The organism is Janthinobacterium sp. Mn2066, from assembly GCF_049319705.1.
Taxonomy (GTDB): domain Bacteria; phylum Pseudomonadota; class Gammaproteobacteria; order Burkholderiales; family Burkholderiaceae_D; genus Janthinobacterium.
This window is the reverse complement of the sequence record NZ_JBMOUF010000056.1, coordinates 1-239: the sequence shown is the minus strand read 5'-3', so window position 1 is coordinate 239 and position 239 is coordinate 1. Positions and strand designations below refer to the sequence as shown.

General features: G+C 60.7%; 1 protein-coding gene. It reads left to right on the top strand.

The genetic code is table 11. The features are described 5' to 3' along the window. Nucleotides 1-239 (top strand): transposase (locus ACL9RI_RS27735; protein WP_422729656.1); only part of this gene is annotated, 239 nt, incomplete at both ends.

Genomic DNA, 239 nt, shown 5'->3' with positions numbered 1-239 from the left:
ATCAATGGGCACTTGGCCGAGAAAGGTTTGATGATGCGCGAAGGCACCATCGTTGACGCCACGCTGATCGCCGCGCCACCATCGACCAAGAACAAGGACGGCAAGCGTGATCCAGAGATGCTCCAGTCGAAGAAAGGCAATGACTGGCACTTCGGCATGAAGGCCCACATCGGCGTCGATGCCGCGTCGGGCCTGGTGCATACGGTCGTCGGCACGGCCGGGAACGTTGCCGATGTGAC